The 18,743-nt window shown below is 30.3% G+C and carries 11 protein-coding genes and 1 CRISPR repeat array (1 of these 12 only partly in view); of the genes, 7 read left to right on the top strand and 4 right to left on the bottom strand.

The window, feature by feature from the left end; all coding sequences use genetic code 11:
- Positions 1 to 49: 49 nt before the first annotated feature.
- Positions 50 to 997, bottom strand: a complete 948-nt coding sequence (trxB, locus tag EGM88_RS01745; protein ID WP_123896245.1) for a thioredoxin-disulfide reductase — start codon at positions 995 to 997, stop codon at positions 50 to 52.
- A gap of 231 nt (positions 998 to 1,228) precedes the next feature.
- Here trxB and EGM88_RS01740 point away from each other — a divergent pair, with 231 nt between their 5' ends.
- On the top strand, positions 1,229 to 1,717 hold the full coding sequence (locus EGM88_RS01740) for a hypothetical protein (RefSeq protein ID WP_123896244.1): 489 nt from the start codon (positions 1,229 to 1,231) through the stop codon (positions 1,715 to 1,717).
- Positions 1,718 to 1,759: 42 nt separating this feature from the next.
- Here EGM88_RS01740 and EGM88_RS01735 read toward each other — a convergent pair whose 3' ends face one another.
- Positions 1,760 to 2,062 (bottom strand): HPF/RaiA family ribosome-associated protein, encoded by a 303-nt coding sequence (locus EGM88_RS01735; RefSeq protein ID WP_123896243.1) that lies wholly within the window; start codon positions 2,060 to 2,062, stop codon positions 1,760 to 1,762.
- Positions 2,063 to 2,230: 168 nt separating this feature from the next.
- On the opposite strand from EGM88_RS01735, the gene EGM88_RS01730 reads away from it, so the two are divergent.
- Together EGM88_RS01730 and EGM88_RS01725 are read left to right on the top strand one after the other, a co-directional pair.
- Positions 2,231 to 3,445 (top strand): metallophosphoesterase, encoded by a 1,215-nt coding sequence (locus EGM88_RS01730; protein WP_123896242.1) that lies wholly within the window; start codon positions 2,231 to 2,233, stop codon positions 3,443 to 3,445.
- A 156-nt stretch (positions 3,446 to 3,601) separates the two neighbouring features.
- Positions 3,602 to 4,255, top strand: coding sequence for a hypothetical protein (locus EGM88_RS01725; RefSeq protein ID WP_123896241.1), 654 nt, complete (start codon positions 3,602 to 3,604; stop codon positions 4,253 to 4,255).
- A 48-nt stretch (positions 4,256 to 4,303) separates the two neighbouring features.
- Here the strand turns inward: EGM88_RS01725 and EGM88_RS01720 are convergent, their stop codons facing one another.
- Complete coding sequence (locus EGM88_RS01720; RefSeq protein WP_123896240.1) at positions 4,304 to 4,636, bottom strand: hypothetical protein; 333 nt, start codon at positions 4,634 to 4,636, stop codon at positions 4,304 to 4,306.
- A 410-nt stretch (positions 4,637 to 5,046) separates the two neighbouring features.
- Between EGM88_RS01720 and EGM88_RS01715 the strand changes: the two genes are divergently transcribed.
- The 4 genes from EGM88_RS01715 (at position 5,047) to EGM88_RS01700 (ending at position 15,352) form a co-directional block, all read left to right on the top strand.
- Positions 5,047 to 9,207, top strand: a complete 4,161-nt coding sequence (locus tag EGM88_RS01715; protein ID WP_123896239.1) for a hybrid sensor histidine kinase/response regulator transcription factor — start codon at positions 5,047 to 5,049, stop codon at positions 9,205 to 9,207.
- 378 nt (positions 9,208 to 9,585) lie between these two features.
- Positions 9,586 to 12,807 carry a SusC/RagA family TonB-linked outer membrane protein gene (locus tag EGM88_RS01710; protein ID WP_123896238.1) on the top strand — a complete coding sequence of 1,074 codons (3,222 nt, stop codon included), beginning with the start codon at positions 9,586 to 9,588 and terminating at the stop codon, positions 12,805 to 12,807.
- A gap of 18 nt (positions 12,808 to 12,825) precedes the next feature.
- The gene (locus EGM88_RS01705; protein WP_123896237.1) at positions 12,826 to 14,535 is read left to right on the top strand and encodes a RagB/SusD family nutrient uptake outer membrane protein; all 1,710 of its coding nucleotides are present in this window, start codon (positions 12,826 to 12,828) and stop codon (positions 14,533 to 14,535) included.
- Between the two features lie 28 nt (positions 14,536 to 14,563).
- Complete coding sequence (locus EGM88_RS01700) at positions 14,564 to 15,352, top strand: hypothetical protein (protein ID WP_123896236.1); 789 nt, start codon at positions 14,564 to 14,566, stop codon at positions 15,350 to 15,352.
- A gap of 418 nt (positions 15,353 to 15,770) precedes the next feature.
- Here EGM88_RS01700 and EGM88_RS01695 read toward each other — a convergent pair whose 3' ends face one another.
- Positions 15,771 to 17,999 (bottom strand): beta-glucosidase, encoded by a 2,229-nt coding sequence (locus EGM88_RS01695; RefSeq protein ID WP_123896235.1) that lies wholly within the window; start codon positions 17,997 to 17,999, stop codon positions 15,771 to 15,773.
- Between the two features lie 283 nt (positions 18,000 to 18,282).
- Positions 18,283 to 18,743: direct repeats of the CRISPR family, unit length 46 nt; unit sequence GTTGTGAATTGATTTCAAATTGTATTTTTACGTGAGCAATCACAAG (it continues 2,168 nt past the right edge of the window).

Genomic DNA, 18,743 nt, shown 5'->3' with positions numbered 1-18,743 from the left:
GCTACTTCAAATTGGAAGTAGCCTATTTTTATTTATTAAAAAACTTATTCTATTCCAAAGCAGCTAAGTATCTTTCTGCATCTAAAGCAGCCATACATCCACTTCCTGCTGCAGTTATTGCTTGCCTGTACTCTTTATCTTGTACATCACCAGCAGCAAAAATACCTGGTAATTTAGTTTTCGTAGATTTACCTTTAGTTATCAAATAACCAGATTCATCCATATCTAAAATACCCTTAAAAAGATCTGTATTTGGTTTGTGTCCTATAGCAATAAATACTCCAGTGACTTCAATTTCTTGTTTTTCACCAGTTTGATTATTTACAACTCTTACACCTTCAACAACTTGATCACCTAATACTTCATCTAATTCAGTAAAATACATCACTTCTAAGTTTTCTGTAGTATTTACTCTGTGTTGCATAGCTTTTGAAGCTCTCATTTCGCCTCGTCGAACTAGAAGTGTAACTTTTTTACATAATTTGGCTAAATAGGTAGCTTCTTCTGCAGCAGTATCACCTCCACCTACAACAATTACATCTTGACCTTTATAAAAGAAGCCATCACAAGTTGCACAAGCTGAAACACCACCACCTTTTAATCTTTCTTCACTAGGTAATCCTAAATATTTAGCCGTAGCACCAGTTGAGATAATTACTGTTTGGGCTTCAATTTCTTTAGCTCCATCAACAATTACTTTATGGATACCACCTACCTTATCACTAAAATCTACTTTAGTAACCATTCCATACCTTACATCGGTATCAAAACGCTCTGCTTGCTTTTTAAAGTCTTCCATCATCATAGTGCCATCAACACCTTCGGGGTAGCCAGGGTAATTGTCTACTTCAGTAGTTGTTGTTAATTGGCCTCCTGGTTCTAAGCCTGTATAAATAACAGGTTTTAAATCTGCTCTTGCCGCATAAATGGCTGCCGCATAGCCTGCAGGACCAGAACCAATTATAAGGCATTTTATTTTTTCAATATTTTCTGACATAAGATTCTCTTTTAGAGGTACAAATTTAGTGTAATTTTATTGCTCTCCAAGATGATTTATATCATTTTTTACAATCTTACCATAGGCGAATTTTATAACCTCAATAAAACGCAACATATAGTAGAAACTTAATTGATGCATGTTTATAATTATTGTAATTATGCTAAGGTTTTTTTAGTTATAAATGCGACTTTTGTATTTTAAAATTAGAATGCTAAACTCTTTAACTGTATGAAAAAATTAATTTTTATAATAGTTGTAATTGTAGGGATTGTAAATCAAATTTCAGCTCAAGAAATTTCTGAACATGCTATCGGTTTCCGTATTGGTGATAATGACGGTTTTGGTGCTGAAATTTCTTATCAAAAAAAGTTAAATGATGTAAATAGATTGGAATTTGACTTAGGCTTAAGAAATACCACTTATAGAAATGCTTGGAAATTATCAGGTATTTATCAATGGGTATGGAATATAGAGGGAGGGTTTAATTGGTATGCTGGTTTTGGAGCTGGTATCGGAACTTGGAATCATAAAGATAAATATGAATATGATGATGAAGATGGATTATTTATTAATGGAGATGGAAATGTTGGAATTGAGTATAATTTTGAAATACCTTTATTAATTTCAATAGATTTTAGACCTGAACTTGGCATTATTAATAACTATGGAGATAATTTAGATTTTGATTTAGCTTTAAGTTTAAGGTATCAGTTCTAAAAAAATGGGTCTATTAACTAATAATAGACCCATGATATAAATTTAAGAGTGTGTTTTCATAGTAGCTTTTCGTTTTTTCAATTGTCTTTCTAAATCTCTAATGGTTTCGTCAGTTGCACCTTCCCATGTTTTTTCATTAGATGTTGCAAATAGTGTTGGTCCAGGAATACTTAATTTTATATCACAGATTTTGCCTTTTCCTGTAGGGTCATTTTCTAACTTATAAGATACATTAGCATTTATAATCCAATCATATTTTTTAGCTAGTTTTTCTAAGCGTTCAACAACAAAGGTTTCCATTGTTTCGCTCGTTGGCATTTTTACAAATTGAACAATTACTTCCATCTTTCTATTATTTTAATTTATACTTCATTAATAATAGTTAAATTTAACATTCTATTCTTACATAAAAAAATTATATTAAACAGATTTTGATTTGCTAGCATTTAGCCAGAATTTGTCAATCTTTTTATAAAACAGAATAGTTTATGTAATTTATGTAATGTTCTTAAAATGAAGTCATTCTCTTTTTTTACTATTGCTTTATTGTGCCTTGCCATACTTATAATTGATATTCTTGCATTTGTAGGGTTACAATCAATAGTAAATTATATTAATTCAGCATCAATTAAATTAATTATTTATATAGTTTTTTGGTTGTTTTCTATTGGTTTAATTACTTCAATTTTAATTTTAAAGATTAGAATGGATAATGTTCATCCTAGTAGAAGACAATTATTAATTTCTGGTCTATATGGTCTTACTGTATCTTCTTTTATTCCAAAAATTATTTTTGTTTCGGTAATAACATTGTTTTATTTCACCAAATTTTTATCTCCAAATTCTAATTGGTTAATTTTTGTAATAGTATTGGCGTTACTTTCTGGTTTTTTTCCTTTTTTAGTAATAGTATATGCAATTTTTAAGGCAGCTTACAGATTTAAAATTCATCGAGTAGAAGTAGAATTAAGCAATTTACCTAAGAGTTTTTTAGATTTTAAAATTGTTCAAATTTCTGATATTCATATTGGTAGTTTTAATTCTCGTTACCATATTTTAGACAGAGCTGTTAAATTAATAAATGAGTTAAAACCAGATCTTATTGTTTTTACTGGAGATTTAGTTAATAATTATGCATGGGAGCTTAAAGGGTGGGCAAAAGTTTTTCAAAAATTAAACGCAAAACATGGTAAGTTTGCTATTTTGGGTAATCATGATTATGGGGATTATAGTGAATGGAAAACCCCTAAAAGTAAACAATCTAATTTTGAATCAATAAAATATTTTTTTAAAAAAATTGATTTTACGCTATTGCTAAATGAGGCTTCTATTGTTTCCAAAAATTCAGACAAAATTGCTGTGGTCGGTATTGAAAATTGGGGTAAACCTCCTTTTAAACAATATGGTAATTTAAATGAAGCTTTAAAAGATGTAAAGAATATGCCAATTAAACTTTTATTATCTCATGATCCTTCACATTGGACAGAAGAAGTTATTGATAAAACAGATATTGCATTAACCCTTTCAGGACATACTCATGGTATGCAGGCAGGTGTTAATTTAAAGAGTAAAAAATGGAGCCCGATTCAATATAAATATAAACATTGGGCAGGTCTATATCAGCATAAAAATCAATATTTATATGTAAATAGAGGGCTTGGTTGGCTAGGGTTTCCCGGTAGAATTGGTATGAGACCTGAAATTACTTGCATTCAATTAAAAAAATAACTTACCTAGTTGTTATTAATTTTCTAAAACTTATTTTTTATCCCCAGTATTTAGGGGTTAGTAATAGCCTATAAAATGTGTTTTATAGGATTAAGAATTAATAGACTTTTGCCTATATAACAAAACATTGAAATATTAATAATTTAAAAACAAAACATGAAAACTGTAAAAATAAATCAATTTGTAATTAATTATTTAGGTAATATAAAACTATTAACATTACTTTTAGTGATGGTAACTTCTTTTTCTAATGCACAAGTTGACAAAGCTTATATTGAAATTACAGAACAGGTGGAATACTCAAGAGAAATTGAAAAATATTCAGCTACAATTATTATTGCTGAAAGCTTAGTCTATAATAGTTATGAAGAAAATTCAACTTTCGAAAAAATAAAAAGTGATTATTTTAAGAAGTTAGAAAGTAACAATTTTAATACATCAGAATTGAAAGAAGATGCTTTTGCGTATGCAGCACTTGGATATAGAAAAAAAGGAATGATTTATCAGTTTGAAACTACTTCAGAAGATAAACTAATAAAGTTATTATCTATTAATGGAAATGGAGTTAGTATAAACGAAAAATATGTACATTATAAACCATTGTCTGCAAAAACTGTTGAAGACTTATCAAAAAAAGCCATTTCAGAATCTAAAAAAAGAGCTAACAGTATTGCAAATAGTGCAGGAAAAAAAGTTGGAGAGCTAGTTTATCTTAGCAATTATAAAGAAGAAAGTAAAAGAGCTTTTTATAGTGCTATAAATCTAAAAAATCATATTTTTAGTGTTAATGTAAAGTATAAATTGCACTAATTATAAATATATTAAATAACAAAAACCAATTCAATAAATTGGTTTTTGTTATTTAAAGCTATTATTTTCCCAATCTTTAATTAATTGTATTTGGTCTGCTGTTAAATTTTCATCACTAGGGGGCATAGAACCATCTTCAACTCTTCCAATTAAATCTCTACTTTCTACAGCTTCTTTTACATTTTCTAGTGTAACTAAAGCCATAGGAGCTCCGCTTTTGGGAGGATTTGAATGACAATTAATACAATTACTATCTATTATACTTTTAATATCATTAGCATAAGTAACATTTTTTACCGGTGGCTCTATAGTGTTGTCACTGTCTGATGAGCAGGATATTAGTAGAATAGTAAAAATTGAAATAATAAAGGAGGTTTTCATAATGTGTTGTATTTTAGCTCTATAACTTTCATATGTTTAAACTGATTTTTTTGTTTTATATTTTATGCTATAATTAGTTTTGTTTATTTAATTATTAATAAACCTTTCTAGAAAAAGTGAATAGTTATAATTCAAATACTATTGATTGGTAATCAATATGCTTTGCCTTTGGCAGAAAAAGATGAGAAGTGGATAACAATCAAAAATATTTTTCAGCTTTAAAATTTATATTCACTTATTATTATTTTTACAATATAACCACAAAATAGTAAAAGATATTTATAGGAATTATAACATTGTAAAACAAATTAAAGTTGAGAAAAAGAATGGCGTAAAGCTTAATTTCAACAAATATTATAAATTTAAAAATTGTAATTTTGAATTAGTATCGTTACAAAAGCATTTATAATATGAAGAAATTATTTACTTTTTATCTTATCTTATTAACTATAAATGCTTGGGCACAAAATTTTAATCAGGAATTTCAATTTATTAATATTAAAGAAGGAATTTCAAAAGTTGGTGTTTCTAAAGTAATTCAAGACAATTATGGCTTTATTTGGATTGGTACAAGTGGAGCAGGATTGTATAAATTTGATGGTCTTGATTATGTGCAATACACTCACAATCTTCAAGATTCAACTTCTTTAAGTAGCAGTAGAGTACAGAGTGCTTTTCTAGATAGTAAAAATAGATTTTGGATAGGAACTGAAAACGGATTAAATCTTTATAATAGAAATTTAGACCAGTTTGAAAGATTTATTTTAGATACCACTAATGTTGATAATGAATATATTTCTGCATTGGAAGAAGACTCAAATAATAATTTATTAATAGCCACAAATAGTACAGGTCTTTATAAATTAAATTTAGATACTTTCGCCATTACTAAAGTGGCAAACTCCACTGTTAATCAGAATTACTCTCCTATAAATATAACTTCTGTTCGACATACAAAACATGGAAAAACTTATGTAGGTACAAATTTTGGACTTAAAGAACTTGATGTAGCTAATAATAAACTTATTCAAACTAAATTATTTTTAAAAGATAAAGGCACATTTGATGGAGCTATAGAATCGCTATTTATAGATAATGAGAATAATCTATGGATAGGATCTCAAACTGATCAAGGTATTTTTAAATGTACCTTAACAGAAGATGGTAATAATAATATTATTGAACTAAAACAATTAAAATATTCAACAAAAAAAATAATGACTTTTACTCAATTGTCAGACAGTAGTTTGTTGATTGGTACCGAAAATGATGGTCTTTTTCATATTAAAAATAATGGAGAGCTTATTAAAAATTATGCTGTAAGTTATAATCAAGAAAATACCATTCTTCACAATTCTATTTGGAGTCTATTTGTAGATAGAGATGAAAGAATATGGATGGGGTATTACAATAGTGGTGTTGCTGTTAGTGATAAACTTTATGATAAGTTTATGCATATTAAAAGCATTCCAAATAACACTAACTCATTAAATATTGGTGCTGTTATGGGTATTGTTAAAGATAATGATGATAAACTATGGATAGCTACAGATGGTGGTGGAATAGATGTTTATAATCCTAAAAATTCTAAAATCACCCATATAAATAGTAAAGATGCTATAGCATATTCAGGTTTAACTTCTGATTTTATTGTTTGTTTATTTCTAGATTCTAAAAAGAATATTTACGCGGGTAGTTGGGATAGTGGATTTTTTGTTTTAAAAAGAGGTGAACGAAAATTTAAAAATTATTCTATTAAAAATACATCAGAAAACCTAAAGTCAAATACAATTACTAGTATTGATGAGGATTCGAAAGGCAATATTTGGTTAGGAACTTATTATCAAGGACTTCATTCATATAACCCCGTAACAAATAAAATTATAAAATATGATTCAGAAGTTTTTGAAAAAAATGGACTTTTAACTATAGATGTTAGAAAAGTTTTGATTGATTCTGAAGATAATATCTGGCTTGGTACCACAAACGGTTTATTTAAAATAGAACAACTAAATAACGGAGAATTTAATATTACTAACTTTTCAGATAGAATGTCAGAGAAGTACAATAACCCTTCAGATGCAAATCATATTCTTACCATTTATGAAGGAACAAATAATAGTATTTGGATAGGTACAAGAGGAGCAGGACTTTGTAAATACGATAAAATAAATGATACGTTTGAGTGGTTTAATAATACAACAGGTTTACATGAAGAAAATGTAGCCGCTATAATTGAAGATAGTAATAATTACTTATGGATTAGTGGAAATTCAGGCATTACAAAAATAAATTTGAAGGATGTAAAATTTACCAATTATACCTCAAATGACGGACTGTTATCCAATGATTTTAATTTTGGATCAGTCTTAAAGGATAAAGAAGGGATGTTGTATTTTGGAAATTATAAAGGGGTAGATTATTTTAACCCAGAACAAATTGAAACCAATAAAAGAGTACCTTCTCTTTATTTAAGAGAATTTAAACTATTTAATAAAAAAGTTATTGCTAGAGAAAAAGGTTCTCCATTAACCAATGTAATTTTAAAAACAGATAGTATTTCATTAACTCATAAACAATCTGTTTTTACCATTGAATATTCAGGAATTAGCTATACTCGTCCAGAAAAAAACAATTATGCTTATTATTTAGAAGGTTATGAGTCTTCATGGAATTACGTAGGGCAACAAAGAAGTGCTACCTATACTAATTTAGACCATGGAGATTATACTTTTAAACTTATAGCCTCTAATAATGATGGCGTATGGAACAAAACCCCTTTAGAATTAAAAATAACCATTCTTCCTCCTTGGTGGAGAACTAATTGGGCAATATTTTCGTACATCGTTTTATTTTTACTAAGTTTATTTTTACTAAATTATTTAACGCAAAATAGAATTAAAGAAAAGCAATTACTCCAAAATGAACGTTTGCAGCAACAACAAAAAGATGAATTAAATCAAAGAAAAATTCAGTTTTTTACAAATATCTCACATGAATTTCGTACTCCGCTTACGTTAATAATGAATCCTTTAAAAGACATTATTAGTAATACCCAACTTAATTTACCTCAAAGTGTAAAAAATAAACATACTGTGATTTATAGAAATACGTATAGGCTTTATAGGTTGATAAATGAACTTATGGATTTTCGTAAATTAGAATTAAATAAACTGAAAGTTAGAGCAGAAAAAATAAATTTAATAAAGTTTACAAATAACATTGTTAGTTATTTTGAAGAAGAAGCATTTAATAAAAACATTTTATTAAGTGTTGATACTGATTTGCCAGACGCTGTAGTTTGGGCAGATTTTAATATGTTAGAAAAAATAATTTTCAATTTATTATCAAATGCTATTAAAGCAACTCCTGAAGGAGGATCAATTCAAGTAGAACTTTTATCCACAGATACGCTCTATTTATTACCATTGGTAGATGAGGTTAACCCTATAAAAGCGATAGAAATTATAATAACTGATACCGGAATGGGGATGGAAAAAGACCAAGTGGATAAAATATTTGAACGTTTTTATCAAGTTGAAGATCAGAATAAAAGTTATATAGGAGGTACAGGAATAGGGTTGGAAGTAGTACAAAGTTTTGTCAAATTACAAAAAGGCAAAATTGAAGTAAAAAGTGAAGTTGGCGTTGGTACAAGTTTTAAAATATTATTGCCACTTGGAAATAAACATTTTAATGAAAGTGAAATTGTAATTAAAGAAACAGAGACCTCTAAAAATAAAGAAGCTTTTCTATTAAGTTCTACATCTATAAAATTGAATAAACAACAAGATAGTGATGTTCAATTACCTAAACAATATACACTGTTAGTAGTTGAAGACAATGCAGAGTTAAGAGATTATTTAAAAAATGAGTTGAATAATCAATATAAAGTATTGTTGGCAAGTAATGGAAAAGAAGGAGTAGAAATTGCTCGAAAATCATTTCCTGATGTTATCATTACTGATGTAATTATGCCCGAAATGAATGGGTTAGATTTTTGTAAAATTATTAAAAATGATTCTATGACTAGTCACATCCCTTTATTAATGTTAACAGCTAAATCTACTGTAGAGAATGAGATAGAAGGCATAGAAACCGGTGCTGATTCGTATATGGCAAAACCATTTGATTTAAACCTTTTAAAACAAAAATTGGCACAATTAATAAAAAGTAGACAGTTAATTTTTGATAAATATTTTGGAGCTATTAGTGGTGCCAATAATAGTGTGGATACAACCTCTATTGATAAAAAATTCATACAAAAATTATTGAATTATATTAACGATAATATTGGAGATTCAAATTTGAGTGTAGAAGAACTAGCTTCAGAATTAAATTTAAGTAGAAGTCAACTGTATCGAAAAATAAAAGCACTAACTGGACAAACAGTAAATGAATTTATACGAAAAACTCGTTTAGAAAGAGCCAAACAGATTTTAGAAAAAGGAAGTGCATCTGTTAGTGAAGCATGCTTTAGTGTTGGTTTTTCTTCTCCCTCATATTTTTCAAAATGCTTTAAAGCTCACTTCGGTATGCTACCTACCGAAGTAGAAAAACACAATAGTTAATTTGTAATTCTTCTTTGGCTAGTAAAGCAAAGTATTTGTTTTTATAAGTATATCTATATACTATAGCCTACATATACCTTTTTTATTGTGGTAGTATAAATGTTTCGTAATGTAGAACAAATGTTGCAAATATGCTTGTATTTAAGGCTAATGCAACATTTGTTTTAGTATCTGCATATTATGTGTTAAAAGTTGTCTTAAACATATGTTAAATTTGAGTCTCAACAGTTAAGAAAATTGAGTTACAAAAAAGCTAAATATCGATTAATTATAGAGCTTATTTTAGTCGGAGTAATGATACTCCTTTTGGTTTTATTGTTTTTTAATATTTAGTAATTCGTGTAATTAAAAATAGATTAACTAACTAATATTTTAAGAATGATGATAAAATTTAAACTCGCAATTATTGCATGTGTTATTTTATGTGTGCAAAATGTCTTTTCGCAAGAAAAGACAGTAACCGGACTTGTTACGGATGCTTCAGGACTACCACTTCCTGGAGTTTCAGTTTTTGTACAAGGTACAACTAACGGAGCAAGTACAGATTTTGATGGTAAGTATAGCATTTCAAATGTAAATGCTACTGATCAGCTAGTTTTTACCTTTATAGGTATGACTACACAAACTATTTTAGTAGGAGACCAAACCACTATTAATGTAGTACTATTAGAAACTTCTGAAGCCTTAGATGAAGTTGTTGTTGTAGGGTATGGTACCCAAAAAAAATCTTTAGTAACAGGTGCTGGTGTTAACGTGAAAGGAGAAGATATTGCAGCATTAAATACAGGAACTGCAATGGAAGCCCTTCAAGGTGTTGCTGCTGGGGTTAGTGTTACTAGAAATGACGGACAGCCTGGTGCTGGTACCCGAGTAACTATTCGAGGTTTAGGTACTGTTGGTGATTCTGATCCTCTTTATGTTGTTGATGGGGTACCAATAGATAATATTGATTACTTAAGTGCTTCAGATATCGAGTCTATTGATGTTTTAAAAGACGCTGCATCTTCAGCCATTTATGGATCTAGAGCCGCTAATGGTGTAGTGTTAGTAACAACTGTAAAAGGTCGTAGAAACTCTCCTGCAAAAATTAGTTACGACTCTTACTATGGTTTTCAAAATATATATAAAAACCTAGACCCTTTAAATGCCCAAGAGTACATGTTTATTATGGATGAAGGTAGAGTTAATGATGGATTAGCTCCGAATGATTGGGAGGCTATTCTAAAAAATAATAATTGGTTAGAATCTAATTATCCAGGCTTAGGAACTCAATTGGGTGAAGAAATTTGGCAAAAACTTCAAAATGGTTGGGAAGGTACAAATTGGATAGATGAAATGACAACCAAAAATGCAAGTATTCAAAACCACTCCGTAAATATAACAGGGGGTAGTGAAGATATTACCTATTCAGGTGGTATTTCTTATTTTGAACAAGAAGGTATCATTGGTCACGATATTACTGGAGCAGGCTTTAAAAGATTAACTGCCAGATTAAATACGCAAATGGTATTGAAAAAAAATGAAGAGCATGATATTATTACTGTTGGAGAAAATTTTACTTATAATAATACAGAAAACAGAAGTGTAGCAACAGGTAATATTTATTATAATGATTTGCATAATGCTCTTGTTCAAAATCCTTTACAGCCTGCTTATTGGCAACCTGCTATTGATAATAATATTAATGAGTTTGGATTTACTCCAACACTTGACGGATTGGCAAATGATCAAACCAATCCATTGGCAGAGATGTATTACCGCCATAACTATAATTATGGTAAAGGAAATAGAATTATAGGAAATGTATTTGCAGAACTTCAGCCCATTAAGAATTTGAAATTTAGAACTTCTTATGGCGTTGATGCTTGGTTTGGACATAGTAGATCAATGGATCCAACAAAACAACTAGGGTTGCTTTATGTAGATAATATACAAGGAGCTTCGCAAAGTCAATACTTTGGTAATAATCAAACATGGTCTACAACACTTTCTTATGATTACACTTTTGGAGACCATGAGTTAAAAGCCCTTGTTGGTAGTGAAATTGTAAAAAATCAAATTAATACAAATGTAGGAGGTTCTAGAAATAATTTACTATTTCCTGGAAATCCTGATTATGCTTACATTCAAAATACCGAAAGCCCCGAATCAATTAATGATATTAATGTTTGGGGAGCTGATTATGCTGCTGGCGGTGGTGGTGTTTTATCTTACCTTTCTCGATTACAATATAATTATAAAGAAAAATATTTGTTTACTGCTATTATGAGAGCAGATGCTTCTTCTAATTTTTCAAAAGAAAATAGATGGGGTTATTTTCCTTCTCTATCAGCAGGTTGGGTTCTGTCTGAAGAAGATTTTATTGATACTTCAGGAATCCTTAATTTTGCCAAACTTAGAGCAAGTTGGGGGCAAAATGGTAATCAATCCATCCCAGCATTTATTTATTCTGCCCAAATTGCTTATGTTTTTCCTGGTTATTTCTTTGGAGATACTAAGCCTGTTTCAGGAGTTACATCTTATCCAGAAAGGGTAACTAACCCTGATGTTAAATGGGAAACATCTGAGCAGTTAGATCTTGGTTTTGATGCTAGATTTTTTAACTCTAAATTAAATTTTGCTTTTGACTGGTATAAAAAAACTACAAAAGATTGGTTAGTATTAGCAGGTATTGGTGGTACTGCAGGTGCTGCACCTCCTTATATTAATGGTGGTAATATTGAAAATACTGGTGTTGAATTTGTATTGAGTTGGAATGATAGTAAAGATGATTTTAAATATGGAATTTCTTTAAGTGGTGCTCATAATAAAAATGAAGTAACAAAAATTGATAATGCAGACGGAATAATTCAAGGGTCTAGTAGTGTACTTTCTCAAGGAACAGCAGCTGTTTCTAGAGTAGAAGTAGGTAAACCAATTGGTTTTTTCTATGGCTATGAAACCGATGGAATTCTACAGAATCAGGCTGAAGTTGATGCTTATGTAAAACCAACAGATGGTACACCGTATTTTGCAGATCAACGTCCAGGAGATGTTCGCTTTGTAGATCAAAATCAAGATGGTGTTATTGATGAAGATGATAAATTGATGATAGGAGATCCTAATCCAGATTTTGAAATGGGACTTCAATTAAATTTTGAATATAAAGGTGTTTATGCAAATGCTACCCTTACAGGAAAGTTTGGTATGCAGGTAATGCAATCGTATCGTTCATTTGCAGATAGATTCGATCAAAATTACACCACTCAAATATTTCAACGTTGGCATGGTGAAGGTACTTCTGATCGTTATCCAAGATTATCTTCATCTTCTAATAGAAATACAAACTTTATTTCTGATATTTATGTACATGATGCTGATTATGTAAGAATAAATAATTTAACTTTTGGTTACAATTTTGGAAAAGTTCTTGAGAATTTAGCTTTTGTTAATAATCTTAAAGTATATGCATCTGTATCTAATTTATACACTTTTACTGGGTATGATGGAATGGATCCAGAAGTGAGATTTGGACATGATCAAGATTGGGCGTCTGGTATAGATTTAGGGTTGTATCCACAACCAAGAACTGTGATGTTTGGGTTAAGTGTAGACTTTTAATTTAAAAATTTGAAAAACATGAAAAATTTAAAATATTCAATAGCCTTTATAGCACTCATTATTTTAGTTGGTTGTAATGAAGACTTTTTAGATCAAGATAATCTTTATGGAAAAAGTTTAGATACTTATTATCAAACTCCTACTGATATAGAAGAGGCCATGGCCGGTGTTTATAATGCTCTTTATACAGCAAATGTTCATAGTAATGAAGCTATTGCAGCAAACTTAATGTCAGACATGATGTTAGCTGGTGGAGGTCCAGATGATAAATCAGCAAAATGGGTAGATAATTTTGAAGATCCTTCAGAAGATACTTATCGAGATTTATGGATACAATCCTATAACGGTATTGCTAGATGTAATGCCATTATTGAGAAAACCGAAACAGCTGATTTTTCTACTTATTTTAGTAGTGAGCAAGAAGCTCAAGATTTTAAAAATCAAGCTATTGGTGAAGCTTTGTTTATGAGAGCTTTTTATTACTTCAGATTGGCTAAATTCTTTGGAGGCGTACCAGTAATTATTGCTGTAGATCAACCTAAAGATGGTCCAAGAAATACGTATACAGAAACATTTGCACAAATAGCTTCTGATTTAAAACTAGCTATTGAAACTATGCCTAATATCCCTTTTACAAGTATTCCAACAGATCAATATGGACATGCTAATAAATGGGTAGCACAAGCATATTTGGGTCGCGTATTTTTACATTATACCGGATATATGACCAATATGGAAGGTCAAGCTACAAGTGATTTGCCTTTAGCTGATGGTGGATCTTTAACAGCAGCAGATGTTGCAGCTTATCTAGAAGATTGCATTTCTAATAGTGGCTATGCTTTAACACCTGATTTTAGAAATTTATGGCCATATTCTTATGTAAATCAAAGTGCAGGTACTGTAGTTTTACCTTGGGCAGATGCTGAAGGGTTGTCATGGGTAGGTCAAGATGGGCACTCGCCAACATTTGGTACCGGAAACTATGAAAGTATGTTTGTACAACGCTTTTCATTTGGAGATTGGGGCTGGACTAATGGAAATATTTATACCAATAGACTTGCTTTATATATGGGTATTCGTGATAATTCTATGGTTCCTTTCGGTCAAGGTTGGGGCTGGGGTACAGTAAACCCAAATTTATGGAATTCATGGGATGATGCAGACCCAAGAAAAGAAGGCTCTATTCTTCCTATGGGAGATAGTGCACAAGGTACTGATAGTTATTCACCTGATAAAGGTGATCATGAAACAGGTTTCTTTAACAAAAAATATATTTCTATTCAACATGATGATGGCTCTGGTAGTAATGTAGGTATGTTTGTTCAGTTATATGATTGGAGTAATACTGATATGCAATTGATGCATGCTCAAGATTTTATTTTTATGCGTTTTGCAGATGTTTTACTTATGCATTCTGAAATTACAGAAACTGACGATGGAATGAATAGAGTAAGAGCAAGAGCTGGTTTGCCAGCAATAGGATACTCTATAGAAGCAATAAAAGAAGAGCGTTTGCGTGAATTTGCTTTTGAAGGATTGCGTTGGTTTGACCTTGTACGTTGGGGAGATGTTGATACTGCATTTAATTATACGCTTAACGTAAGAAACTCTGGTGTAGACGCAACTTATAGTCCAAACTATAGATCAGAGACTAAAGGATTAGTTCCTATTCCTGAAACTGAAATTCGTTTATCTAATGGTGTTTATAACCAAAATCCTGGTTGGTAAAAATTATAAAAATTTTAAATATAGAGATATGAAAATTAAAACAATATTAAAAATACTAATCGTTTTTTTAGTGTTCACTGCTGTTGCTTGTGATCCTATTGTTGACGAAGATATTTTACAAAATATCACCGATATTGACGGTGTTGAACTTGTCGCTACTCAAAGTACTCCTGGTGGAAATGGAATTACCCTTAAAATGGCAACACCAGGGGTAACTGGATATTGGGATTATAATATAGGACGAGCTTTTAGTGATGAAGCTTCTTTTGTTTATCCTATTCCAGGTAATAATACATTTACATTTACGGGTTCTTTAGGAGCTGAATTTTTTACTAAAACTATAGATGTTCAAATTGATGTATTAGACCAGCCTTTAGATCAAGATTGGTATGATCTTGTTGGTGAAAATACTACCCAAGGTAAAACATGGATTTTTAATCAATCGGTTCCTTTTTGGTATATGATCGCTCCTAATAATATTGATGGATGGGAAGGTCTTTGGTGGAATGCTGGAGAATGCTGTATAAATGATGGGCAAGAAAATGGAAGTATGACTTTTAACCTTGATGGAGCTGCTAATTATATTAGAGTAGCTACCACTGGTGCAGCTCCTGAAACAGGAAGTTTTGTCTTAGATGTAGCAAATCAGAAGTTAACCTTAAGTGGAGTAAAAATTTTGGGTGATGATGCTAACAGAGCTAATCCTGATGGGGTTTATGACATTATAAGGTTGACTGATACCGAATTAATTTTACATAACGCATTAACACCCGCTGGAGATTCTGGATGGGTTTGGAGGTTTGTAGCCGAAGAATAAAGTACTGTATTTGAGTTGAGTTATTTTGTTAAGAGGATTTTTATTGGGGGATAAAAATCCTCTTTTTTTGTAAAAAAACTAAGAGAATAGTACTAATACTATATTTGGAATTATTTTTAAGCTATACTTTAAGAAAGTAGTGTTACTTCACCGTTTACTTTTCTTATAATTTTATTAGAACAACTACCTTACAATTGATTTAAAAATGATGTGTTTAGCGTGTAATTATTTATAGTATATATGTTGTAGAATAAAGAGTAATTGTATTAAACAATGCTTGATAAACATGTTTGATGATTTTATCAATTTGTTTATTAAAAAATTTAAAATTGGTTTATAATAGTTGTTTAATTTTTATAAAAAAAAACAGTACAAATAATTTTATTTGTACTGTTTACTTCAGTTGTTAATTTAAATTCTATTTAATTGTTATCTTAATTTTTTTAGCAATATTATCAGAGGCATTACCAACATAAATTAGATATTCTCCACTCTCAAAATTCCAATCAGAAATTGAACTATCATAATATTTTAGTTTATCAATATCTACTTCAATACGAACTGTTTTTGTTTTTCCTGAATCAAGTTCAACTTTTGAAAAACCTTTGAGTTCTTTTAAAGGTCTCTCTATTTTAGATTTAGGTTTACCAATATAAACTTGTACAACTTCAGAGCCTTTTACATTACCTGTATTACTTACATCACAGTTAATTACAATAGTTTCATTTCGTAAATAGGCTTTTTTATTGGTACTGATGTTTGAAAGACTAAAGTCTGTATAAGATAGGCCATAACCAAATGCAAATAATGGTTTTATTTTTTTTGTATCATGCCATCGATAACCCACCAAAATGTCTTCTTTATATTGTTGATTTTCTCCAATTCCAGGATAAGACAATTCTCCAAATGAATGAGCTCCGTTGTCTTCAAGTTTTTTTGGAAATGAGAATGGAAGTTTACCAGAAGGATTCACATCACCACTAACTACATCTGCAATGGCATGCCCCGCCATACTACCCAAATACCAAGTTTGTATAACACCTTTTACTTTTTTTAACCAAGGCATTTCAACCGCATTTCCTGATAGTAATAAAAAGCCAACATTTTTATTCACATTTGTAATTTCACTGATTAGTTCTTCTTGACCAAAAGGCAATCCAAATTGTTTTCTATCATCACCTTCACTATCTTGTAAATGACTTTTGTTAAGTCCACCTACAAATAAAACGATATCAGCTTTTTCTGCTAGTTTTATAGCTTCAGTTTTTAAAGAATCTGCATCTAATGTTGGTGGATGTACTGTATCGTACTCAGAACGACCAGATTCATAGCCCATAGTATGTAAAATGGTTGCATTTTTATATCTTGTTTTAAGACCTTCTAAAGGAGATATTTCAAATTTGGGCTTTAATTCAGAGGAACCGCCGCCTGCTGTCATTGATCGTACACTGTTCTCACCAATAACAGCAATAGTCAATTCTTTATCATCTTTTATAGGGAAAAAATTATCATCATTTTTTAAAAGTACAATACCCTCAGTAGCTACTTTTCTAGCTACATCGTGGTGTTCTTTTGTGTTTAAACTGCCTAAAGGTCTATTTCTATTGAGATTGGTTCTGAACATTAGACGTAAAATTCTACGTACTTTATCATTAAGTACAGCTTCTGGAATTTCTCCACTTTTTAATTTTTTAAGAAAAGGAGAAGCTAAATAATAATTATTGTAATGGTTTTTTGTAGTTGTTCCCAATCCATCGGTACCTGTTCCCATTTCAATATCTAAGCCGTATAAAGCAGCTTCTTCAGTAGAATGTGTAGAGCTCCAGTCACTAATAACTACTCCGTCATATTGCCAATTTTGTTTTAATATTTTAGTTGTAAGTAGTTTGTGATGGGTCGTATATTGACCCCTAAACTTATTATAAGCACCCATAATAGCCCAAACATTAGCTTCTTGTACAGCGGCTTTAAATGCTGGTAAGTATATTTCGTGTAAAGCACGATCACTCACTTCAACATTAATTTTATCTCGTAAATGTTCTTGGTTATTTAAGGCAAAATGTTTAACGCAAGCGGCCACTCCATTTTTTTGAACACCTTTTACGTAAGGCACAACCATTTTTGAAGCTAAAAAGGGATCTTCTCCCATATATTCAAAGTTTCTACCGTTAAGTGGTGTTCTATAAATATTAATACCCGGGCCTAAAAGCACATCTTTTTTTCGGTATCTTGCTTCTTCGCCAAGGCTAAATCCATAGTCGCCAGCTAGTGAAGGATTAAATGTTGCGGCTAAACAAGTAAGGGCAGGAAATGCTGTTATAGAATCGTTCGTCCATCCAGCATACGACCATTCATCCCAACTTATTTCGGCTCTTACACCGTGTGGGCCATCTGCCATCCAAATTTCAGGAATTCCTAAGCGTTCAACACCTTTAACACTAAACTTAGATTGTGCATGACATAAGTTAACTTTTTCTTCTAAGGTTAATTGTTGAAGGATAGTTTCAATTTTATCTTCAATGTTTTCAGAATTGCTAGTTGGTAGAATATTTAAAGTTTTTTTTACTTGAGAAAAGCTTAATTGGACTGCAAAAAGCAATAAAAATAGAACACCAACTATATGTGTTCGGTAAAAATTAATTTTCATAAATGTAAATTTTAATTATTTTGGATTAGATTGTATTATGTAATGGGTATAAAATGTTGCATTTTACACTGTAAATCTACTTTACAAAAGGGAAAAAGAATAGAACAAAATCAGCGAAGACTAATACATTTGTTGCAACAGGTTGCAAAACGTGTTTCTATGCTAAATAAAGTACTTTTATTATGTTTTAATTGTACAATTTTGCAACAATTATTGCATTGTGTTTTATAATTATTTGTACTGTTTAATACATGTTTTAGTACTAAATTGTGTTAATAAACCTACTATAAATTGATTTCAAATTGTATTTTTACGTGAGCAATCACAAGGAAGAAAAAGAAGAAGATGGTGTAATGGTTGTTGTGAATTGATTTCAAATTGTATTTTTACGTGAGCAATCACAAGGCGGTAATTTCTTTAAGTAATTGTAAATTGGTTGTGAATTGATTTCAAATTGTATTTTTACGTGAGCAATCACAAGAGAATGTTTTACCAGTTACAGCAGTATCTGGTTGTGAATTGATTTCAAATTGTATTTTTACGTGAGCAATCACAAGTAATATAGAATCTAAAAATCTTTTATAGTAGTTGTGAATTGATTTCAAATTGTATTTTTACGTGAGCAATCACAAGATGCAGCTTTAACAATTTCACCAATTGATGGTTGTGAATTGATTTCAAATTGTATTTTTACGTGAGCAATCACAAGGTTTTATTGATACGTTCACAAGCGATTGAAGTTGT

Source organism: Aureibaculum marinum, from assembly GCF_003813905.1.
GTDB lineage: Bacteria > Bacteroidota > Bacteroidia > Flavobacteriales > Flavobacteriaceae > Aureibaculum > Aureibaculum marinum.
This window is presented reverse-complemented; position numbering and strand designations above follow the sequence as displayed.